General features: G+C 64.4%; 1 pseudogene. It reads left to right on the top strand.

Annotated features, from left to right (window positions below):
• Positions 1-337, top strand: a pseudogene (locus P0G09_RS16365) (radical SAM protein); the annotation flags it as partial.

Below are 337 nucleotides of genomic sequence, written 5' to 3'. Positions count from 1 at the left end.
CATCGACATCTGGCTGGCCGACCTGACAGATGTTTCCCCTGCCCTTTCGGCAGAGCTTTCCGCCGCGCCGGACTATTTTGCACAGGCCAGGCCCGCCATTGAAGCCATGATGTCTCAGGCCGGGCACCCTGTGTTTGACAGCGAGGGCATCCTGCAGCGGGGCGTGATCCTGCGCCACCTTGCCCTGCCTGGCCATGTGGACGACAGCTTTGCCGTGCTCGTTCAGATGGCGGCTTGGAACAAGGCCGACCCCGGGTGCTTCCTGCCCAGCGTGATGAGCCAGTACACCCCCTTCTATCAGGCGGCAGACCACGGCATCGGGCGGCGCATCACCACC

The sequence above is a fragment of the Faecalibacterium sp. DFI.5.82 genome (assembly GCF_029076575.1).
Taxonomy (GTDB): Bacteria; Bacillota; Clostridia; order Oscillospirales; family Ruminococcaceae; genus Faecalibacterium; species Faecalibacterium duncaniae.
The sequence above is the reverse complement of the archived record's forward strand: the minus strand, read 5'-3'. Positions and strand labels throughout refer to the sequence as shown.